Source organism: Weissella oryzae SG25, assembly GCF_000691805.2.
Taxonomy (GTDB): Bacteria; Bacillota; Bacilli; order Lactobacillales; family Lactobacillaceae; genus Weissella; species Weissella oryzae.
The window spans coordinates 21,976-28,531 of sequence record NZ_DF820499.1; the positions used below are offsets into that span (position 1 = coordinate 21,976).

A 6,556-nucleotide genomic window follows, 5' to 3' on the forward strand; every position below is an offset into this window, starting at 1 on the left:
GCAAAATCAGTAGCAGAGCTTTATGTAGTCGGTATTGCTATGTTTTCAGGAAAAGAGGTTGCATCTGGAAATCTTCAATCCATGTTAGGATTGAATCAAATTATAAATGGTTATACATTTAACAACGATTATTTTAAAACGACCGCTGGTTCACAGCAGATTTTTACAAGCGAATATGGTGATGAACATGATAATGTAGGAAGCAAATTATACCTATCCTGACAGTGTTCCCTTACAGACTATAATGGTAAAATATTGTATGAGAATGGCACAGAAATTATTAGTCCTGAGTCAAAGTAGTTTTTTAACTAACGCGAAAGTCCTAACTAATGCTACTGATGTTGGTATATATTGAAAAATATACAATAGCAAATATTCTACAAACTCTAAATGGTTTAAAGTATAGTCATTCACAAGGAGATTTTACTGGAACTAAATCTGGTGCAGTAACTTTAATTTATGAAGTTGATCAGGCGAGTGTTAGTGATTCAGACTCAATGAGTGATTCAGAATCGATATCAGAATCAGTAAGTGAGTCAATCTCAAGTTCAGGATTGACATTAGAATCGATGTCAGATTTGACCAATGGTTCAGATAGTTTGCCACATAATAATTCATTACCTAATACTGGTATGGTGGATGAAGTATCATTACAAGTATTTAGCTAGTTAATTTTGTTGCTGTCATTGCTAGGAATTAAATGTAGAAAATAAATTTCGAATAATCAACAGGGTTCATATTAATTACCTACAGTGGTTAAAATTGGAAATACATTCTAAAAACTGATTAACCGCAACCAAAATTATTGGTGTAGTTAATCAGTTTTTTAGTAAATATTCCGAAAACTTAAGGATTACATGCTTTTAAAATGAATATTTAATATTCATTAAGCTTTTGGCATAAACGAATAATTATTCGTTTTAAATTTGCCTTATTTGACATGCTAATCCTATATATATTTGTAACTAAATCGTTTATCATATTAAGTTCAATCCAGTAATAATTAGTAAAAAATATACTTGAAATTACTCAGAAATAATGGATATAAACATATATAACCATTGTGAAAAAGAACTTAATAGTTGCCGGTATGAGTAAAATGATCATGTTCACAAGAAATTTATAAAAAGGTTATTTGTTTATAAAAATATTGCATATATAACATATTTGCTGAAGAAATGCTAACAATATAGATATCTTTGTCAAAGAGAGGGAGAGATATAATCGACAAGAAAGTAGTTTTGGAAGCAGCAGCTCAGGAATTTAGTAACGTAAATAAGCTACACCCACGGATTTATGAATTCGCACCTAAGGATGTTTGCGTCTTAGTTGAAGAAGTACAATTTTCACCAGTAAATAAGTACAATGTAGATGTTAAAGATACAATGTTCCCAACTGCTAAGTGGGGCGATATTCCTGTACGATTCATTCGCCCAGCAGGCACTACAGCAAGTTACCAGTGATTTTCTACATTCATAGTGCTAGTTGGGTCTTCGGAAGTACCCACGCGCGATAAGTTAGTACGTGAGTTAGCAATACGTACCAATTTAGTAGTTGGGTTCTCGGAGTATTCACTTTCACCGGAAGCAAAATATCCAACAAAGCTATGCCGTTTTCCAACAATTAGCTGACGTAGCTGAGGCTAAGAAGCTTGACGCAAAGGTGATTCAGTCGGCGGAAACATGGCAACTGTTATGACAATTTTGATTAAGCAACGTAAGGGTTTGCCAATCTTACAAGAATTGCCACATTACCCAGGAACTGATGCTAACTTTGACACAGAATCATACAACGAATTTGCCGAGAACTACTTCTTGACTAAGGCTGGTATGGAATGGTTCTGGGATCAATATACAACTGATCCAAAGCAACGTGCTGAGATTACTGCATCACCTATTGCGTGCATCACTTGAAGAGTTGAAGGACTTGACAAAGGCCATGATTCTAAACGGTCAAGCTGACGTTTTGCGTGACGAAGGTAAAGCTGACGTTGATGTTACACAAATACGTTTCCGTGGTGTGATGTTAACTCAATGGATCAAACCGATGCAACGCGTGCCACAATGGATTTTTCAACTACATGGGTTATGAAGGGTAATAACAAGTAAAAAAATTATGTAAAGATTATATTATCTACTTCTTCAACAGATAGTCTTTTTCAACTCTACATGAGTTTTAAATAATTTTAGTTTACTTTTTAAATTCTGGTTTAATTACAGGTCTATTATTGCTAATAAGAAAATTAGCATCAATTTTTGTATTTATCAGAGGAGAATATTATGACAGCGTTAGTAGAAAATATTCATGCACGCGAAATTTTTGATTCTCGGGGGAATCCAACAGTTGAAGTTGACATTCATTTAACTGACGGGACTTCTCAGGTCGGGCCGTTGTGCCTTCAGGAGCATTAACTGGTGATCGAGAGGCAATTGAATTACGTGATGATGGCACACGGCTTGGTGGACGTGGTGTATTAAAGGCTACGAATAACGTAAATACAGAAAATTACATGGATTCACCATTTATTCAAAAGCTGTCTACTTTATTGACATTTGTCCAAATGAAAAAGCTCCGGAACAGTATACATACGTTTCACGGAGTTCTAAAACTTATTATTAATGTTGTATTACTTTATCTGACGCCAATTAGTAATGTGATTTTGCCAAATGTAATCAAAATTACTAGCAATATCTAATGCGGTTTTTGGTTTATGTCCTGTTAGGAATTCTATGTCATTTGATTCAACATTAAATAGACCGTCACCAACAGCTTGATCATTGTCTACGACATCATTTGCACTAAATGGGGCTGGAGACTTCGAGAAATCACCGCTCATATCATGCGGGATATTTAATTTTTCTAAGTAAGCATAATATTCTTCTTGCGTAGCTGGAATGTACTCAAGATTAATACCAGAGCGTTTAGAAATTATTTCACTAATCTCACGTACCGAAATAGCTTGAGATCCCACAATGTTAAATACCTTTCGGTCACCACCCTTGCCTAATAGTGCAGCAGCGGCGGCGGCAGCACAATCATCTTTATGAACTAAAGTTGCTTTGCCTTCGCCAGCTGTAGTAACCCACTTACCATCTGACATAAATGCAAGCATTGCTCGCATTGTCATAAAGGTTTCAAGGTATAAGTTATTGCGAAGCGCTGCATATTTGATGCCTGTTGATTCCAAATATTTTTCGGTAGCAGTATGATCAGGAGTCACAAATACATGCTCATATGCAGGATCTGTCGCTCCAATGAATGAGGTATATGTGATATGCTGGACACCATTTTCAATTGCCGCGTCAATGGCGTTTTTATGTTGCTCTACACGTTTTCCAACGTCAAGGCCAGAAATCAAAAACAATCTGTCACCACCCTCAAAAGCCTTTACAAGTGATTCTTTATTATTGTAATCAGCTTCAACAATTCGAACACCTTCGTTTTCCCAACGCTTACGCTTATCTATTGGTAGACGATCAATTTTATAACAAGTAAATGTAAGCTCATTACCAGGCACATTTTGTAACATAAGCTCAGCAACTCGACTTGATAGCTTGCCATCAACACCTGTAACAATATAACGCATATGGAACACCTCTTTAATTTTATATTTACAAGTTAAGGTTATCACAATACAATCATGTTAAAACATCATAAAAAGTTATAACTGATTACTAAAAAGAATAAGGAGAAAAAGAATGAATTTTATCCAAATAAATGTCTTTTTAAATGTCTCAGAAACATTGAACTTATCTAAAACAGCAAAAAATCTGCATATGACACAACCCGCAGTCACAAAAAATATCCAGCAACTTGAATCAGAATTGGCTATAAAATTGTTTAATAGGGGGAAAAAGGGAGTTAGTCTTACGAAAGAAGGGCTGTATTTTTATCAACATATGAGTGATATTATGTCAAATATTGAGCAATTGATAGTACAGATTAAAGGTCATAATTTTTTGTCTTCAATTAGGTTAGGTTATACTAATACACCTTTCGAAGAACTTTTCTTGCCCAAAATTCTCGAACAAGTGTCCACAAGAGAGCCCAATTTGAAGATTGTTCTTAAAAACTTTAATTTAAACGCTGGCATCGACGACATAATTAGTCATCGATTTGATCTTATATTAACAACATCGGAGAACGTTGCCGGTAATCCAGCAATTATATTTGACCCATTATTTGACTCGAAATTTGTAGCCTTAGTTACAAAATCAAGTGCATTAGCGAATCGGTCCCATCTAGATATTAATGATTTGAATGATACTGACATTATATTATTTAATCCAAGGCAATCTCCACCAGCTATTGACAGATTACAAAGAGAATTAAGTATTCATATTAAAAAGGGACGAGAAACTATAGCTGACACAGTTGCAATTTTAATTACTCTAATAAAAGGCAAGCAAGGGGTCGGTATTTTACCAAGTTTTGTTGTCGATAGAACTGATTCTGAAATTATAGCAATTCCCTTGGATTATAGTACGAAAATTACATATGGAATTGCATATTTGACTGATAATGATCACGAAGAGTTACGTTGTTTGTTAGATATAATTAAAGAGATTGTCAGTAGTGGAACAATTTTAATTTAGGTAGTAAATCGGTGGTTGTTTATTTACCTCTTTGGTAGTTCGCCGTTGAACTTTAATCAAAGCGATATAATGATTTCTTCGAACCTTGAAGCTGTAAGAAGTATCAGGGCTAGTCGATATGGGTATAACAATCACCTACCTAAGCCAATTGCTCCTATACTAAAAATATGGACCGATTTAGTTCGCGTCTGTTAATTTTAGTATGGGAGATTTTTTTATGACAAAACGAATGGCAGGAAAACGTTATTCCACTGATTTTAAAGATTCTATGATTAAGCTTTATCATGAAGGAAATTCATTTACAGAATTATCTGTTCAATATGGAGTATCTGCAGATTCAATTAGACATTGGGTTAGACAGGCTACGCCTGTCACTAAAGATGAAACAGGTAAGCTTATTACGGATAAAGAATTTAAAAAGCTTCAAAAAGAATTAGCAATTGCAAAGGAAGAATTAGAAATTTTAAAAAGAGCGGCAATCCTACTCGCAAAACATTAAAGCGAGGCAATGGATTGCCGCTAATTAAAGATTTATTAGCACAGGGTTATCTACTTACTAGAATTTTAAAAGCCTTAAATGTAAATAAATCAACGTATTTTAATTGGCTAAAATGGGTGCCAAGTCCTACTGAAAAACGTCGATTAATATTTAAAAAAGCCGTTATGCAAATTTGGAGTAATAATAAAATGTATGGTCATCGTCGGATTAGTATGTATTCAAAAACAAATGAGCAAACCCCAACTATGAGTAACTATATGGCTCTTAAATTAATGCGTCAGCTAAATATTAGATCAATCATGGTTAAACGTTACCGCAAACCGGCAGCAAAGAATAATTACGTTCAACGGGAAAATATAATTAAAAAATTTGATGATTTATCAGGGGGTTGGAGCACAGATATTACATATCTACAACTAGTTAATAGACAGTGGGTTTATTTGGCAACTGCATATAATCCGGAAACGCGAAGCGTTTTAAGCTACAAAATTGGAAAGCAGATGACGTCTGAACTAGCCCTAGCCCCCATATTAGATGCGCTTAAGCATTTTAGAAACCCACACATAATTCATAGTGATATGGGAAGCCAGTATACAAGCTTTAATTTTGAAGATGTTTTAAAAACAAATAAAATAAAACATTCATATTCATTAAAAGGATATCCATATGATAACGGTCGTATAGAAGCTTTTCATTCCATTCTCAAGAGAGAGATGATTTATCAAAGAAAATTCAGAAGTATTGATGAAATCCAATTAGCGGTAGGTAATTATATCTATTGGTTTAATAATGAAAGAATCTCGTTTGTTCAGTAGAAACTTTTTAGTCCATTTTATTGACATATGAGCAAATTGGACAAATGTCAATAAAGTAGACAGTTTTTGATTTAATGATTGGTATGAAAATTTGATTCTTTCTGATTTGGAGACATAAGGTCATTTGCAGAATGTGGCCTTCTGGTATTATAAAATCCTTCTATATAGGTGAATGCAGCTTGCCTTACTTCGATAATATTGTTAAATTTTCTGCGATTAAATTCTTCCTTTTTAGCATATTTAATGAATGCCTCAGTAACTGCGTTATCCCAAGGATATCCAGGCTTTGAGAACGAATGATTAATATGATTGGTGTCAAGAAATTGGCGCACTTCGTGCGACGTGTACTGAGATCCACGGTCAGTATGAAGTATCAGGTTTGAGGAAGTGCTTCGCTTAATTAGCGCGTTTCTAATTAATTCAACGATAAAGGCACTTGTCATTCGAGAACTAACTTTCCAACTAATTATTTTTCGAGAAAATATGTCCATAATAACCCCTAAATAAACATTTCCTTGCGCAGTTTTGATATAAGTCATATCACTAGTCCATTTTTGATTAGGTTTAGAAGAAGAAAACTGTCGATTAATAATATTAGGAAATTGTTGGTCTTCAATGATTTTCTGATATCGAAATTTCGGCTTAGC

At 34.2% G+C, this 6,556-nt stretch carries 7 protein-coding genes and 2 pseudogenes; 7 read left to right on the forward strand and 2 right to left on the reverse strand.

Features of this window, described 5'->3' with window-relative positions; all coding sequences use genetic code 11:
- Positions 1-81 precede the first annotated feature (81 nt).
- The 4 genes and pseudogenes from TT13_RS11355 to TT13_RS11585 form a co-directional block, all read left to right on the forward strand.
- Entirely contained in the window at positions 82-222 is a 141-nt protein-coding gene (locus TT13_RS11355; RefSeq protein ID WP_190279658.1) for a hypothetical protein, read from the forward strand.
- Between the two features lie 116 nt (positions 223-338).
- Positions 339-668 (forward strand): hypothetical protein, encoded by a 330-nt coding sequence (locus tag TT13_RS09435; protein ID WP_145912374.1) that lies wholly within the window; start codon positions 339-341, stop codon positions 666-668.
- Between the two features lie 555 nt (positions 669-1,223).
- Positions 1,224-2,108 (forward strand): annotated as a pseudogene (locus TT13_RS11710) (alpha/beta hydrolase).
- 171 nt (positions 2,109-2,279) lie between these two features.
- Positions 2,280-2,500 (forward strand): annotated as a pseudogene (locus TT13_RS11585) (phosphopyruvate hydratase); the annotation flags it as partial.
- A gap of 126 nt (positions 2,501-2,626) precedes the next feature.
- Here TT13_RS11585 and TT13_RS09445 read toward each other — a convergent pair.
- Positions 2,627-3,586: an NmrA family NAD(P)-binding protein gene (locus tag TT13_RS09445; protein ID WP_027699741.1), complete on the reverse strand. Its 960-nt coding sequence runs from the start codon at positions 3,584-3,586 to the stop codon at positions 2,627-2,629.
- A gap of 112 nt (positions 3,587-3,698) precedes the next feature.
- Here TT13_RS09445 and TT13_RS09450 point away from each other — a divergent pair, with 112 nt between their 5' ends.
- The 3 genes from TT13_RS09450 to TT13_RS09460 all read left to right on the forward strand — a co-directional run bounded on the left by TT13_RS09450 (position 3,699) and on the right by TT13_RS09460 (position 5,909).
- Positions 3,699-4,595 carry a LysR family transcriptional regulator gene (locus tag TT13_RS09450; protein WP_027699742.1) on the forward strand — a complete coding sequence of 299 codons (897 nt, stop codon included), beginning with the start codon at positions 3,699-3,701 and terminating at the stop codon, positions 4,593-4,595.
- Between the two features lie 217 nt (positions 4,596-4,812).
- Complete coding sequence (locus tag TT13_RS09455; RefSeq protein ID WP_027699743.1) at positions 4,813-5,094, forward strand: transposase; 282 nt, start codon at positions 4,813-4,815, stop codon at positions 5,092-5,094.
- A 14-nt stretch (positions 5,095-5,108) separates the two neighbouring features.
- Complete coding sequence (locus tag TT13_RS09460) at positions 5,109-5,909, forward strand: IS3 family transposase (protein WP_027699744.1); 801 nt, start codon at positions 5,109-5,111, stop codon at positions 5,907-5,909.
- Positions 5,910-5,980: 71 nt separating this feature from the next.
- On the opposite strand, the gene TT13_RS09465 is transcribed toward TT13_RS09460, so the two are convergent.
- On the reverse strand, positions 5,981-6,556 hold a 576-nt coding region (locus TT13_RS09465; RefSeq protein ID WP_027699745.1), incomplete at its 5' end, for an IS3 family transposase.